The following is a 1,748-nucleotide window of genomic DNA, read 5'->3' as shown; positions in this document are numbered from 1 at the left end:
GACACACCCGCACGGCGCGGCCGGCCGGTCTCGGGCCAGGCCGTCGTGTCCGACAGCAGCTCGACGGCGCCTTCGGACCAGTCCACGTGCGAGGAGGGTTCGGTGATGTTCAGGGAGCGGGGCAGCACACCGTGCTCCATCGCCATGATCATCTTGATGACGCCGGCGGCACCGGCGGCCGCCTGCGTGTGACCCAGGTTCGACTTCACGGAGCCGAGCAGCAGCGGCCGCTCGCGGTCCTGGCCGTAGGTAGCGAGCAGGGCCTGCGCCTCGATCGGGTCGCCCAGCGTGGTGCCGGTGCCGTGCGCCTCGACCGCGTCCACGTCGCGCGCCGACAGGCCGCCGCTGGCCAGTGCCTGGCGGATGACGCGCTGCTGGGACGGGCCGTTCGGGGCGGTCAGGCCGTTGGACGCGCCGTCCTGGTTGACCGCGGAGCCGCGGACGACGGCCAGGATGCGGTGGCCGTTGCGGATGGCGTCGGACTGGCGCTCCAGGAGGAGCATGCCGACGCCCTCGGACCAACCGACGCCGTCCGCGGACTCCGAGAACGGCTTGGAGCGCCCGTCCGGGGCGAGCCCCCGCTGCCGGGAGAACTCGACGAAGGTGTCCGGGATGGACATCACGGTCACGCCGCCGGCCAGGGCGAGCGAGCACTCCCCGCCGCGCAGGGCCTGGGCGGCGAGGTGCAGGGCGACCAGCGACGAGGAGCACGCGGTGTCGACGGTCATGGCCGGGCCTTCGAAGCCGAAGGTGTACGAGACACGTCCGGAGGCGACGCTCAGCGCGCTGCCCTGGCCCTGGAAGCCCTCGAACTCGGCGCCGTCCAGCGTGGTGCCGTAGCCGCTGTACATGACGCCCGCGAAGACACCGGTGCGGCTGTCGCGCAGTGATACGGGGTCGATGCCGGCCCGCTCGATCGCCTCCCACGTCGACTCCAGAAGCAGCCGCTGCTGGGAGTCGGTCGCCATCGCCTCACGCGGGCTCATGCCGAAGAAGTCGGCGTCGAAGTCGGCGGCGTCGTGCAGGAATCCGCCGGAGCGGGTGTACGACGTGCCCGGATGGGCCGGGTCGGGGTCGTAGAGGTTGTCGAGATCCCAGCCGCGGTTCGCCGGGAAGTCGGAAACGACGTCGGCACCTTCGCCGAGCAGTCGCCACAGGTCCTCCGGCGAGGCGATGCCGCCGGGGAAGCGGCAGCTCATGCCGATGACCACGACCGGGTCTTCGGCCGACTGGGCGGCGGTGATCTCCGGCTCGTCGGGGTCGGCGTCCGCGTCGGGGCCGAGGAGCTCGACGAGCAGGTGCTCGGCGAGGGCGGCGACCGTGGGGTAGTCGAAGATGGCCGTGGCCGGCAGGCGCAGGCCGGTGGCGGCGCCGAGACGGTTGCGGAGTTCGACCGCGGTGAGCGAGTCGAAGCCGAGGTCGCGGAAGGCGCGGGACGGGTCGATCCCGTCCCCGCCGGCGTGGCCGAGGACCATGGCGGCCTGGCTGCGGACCAGGTGCAGCAGGGTCTCGCGCCGCTCGGCGCGGTCGAGCCGGCCGAGCTGGTCGGCCAGTCCAGTATCGCCGCCGGCCGCTGCGGCCACGGCGCGGCGTGCCGGTGCGCGCACCAGGCCGCGGAGCAGCGGCGGTACGGCGCCCTGCTGGCGCAGCGCAGTGAGGTCGAGGCGGACGGGGACCACCGCGGCGTCGGGGCCGGCGAGGGCGGCGTCGAAGAGCGCGAGGCCCTGCTCGACACCGAGCAGCGGCAT

The 1,748-nt window shown here is 73.7% G+C and carries 1 protein-coding gene; it reads right to left on the bottom strand.

All coding sequences use genetic code 11. From position 1 onward, the window contains the following. On the bottom strand, positions 1-1,748 hold a 1,748-nt coding region (locus ACIGQF_RS38450), incomplete at both ends, for a beta-ketoacyl synthase N-terminal-like domain-containing protein (protein ID WP_399720761.1).

Origin of the sequence: Streptomyces sp. NPDC053560, assembly GCF_044544605.1 — a bacterium.
In the GTDB taxonomy this organism is placed as follows: domain Bacteria; phylum Actinomycetota; class Actinomycetes; order Streptomycetales; family Streptomycetaceae; genus Streptomyces.
Note: the sequence above shows the minus strand (reverse complement) of the source record. Positions and strands in the feature narration are given on the sequence as shown.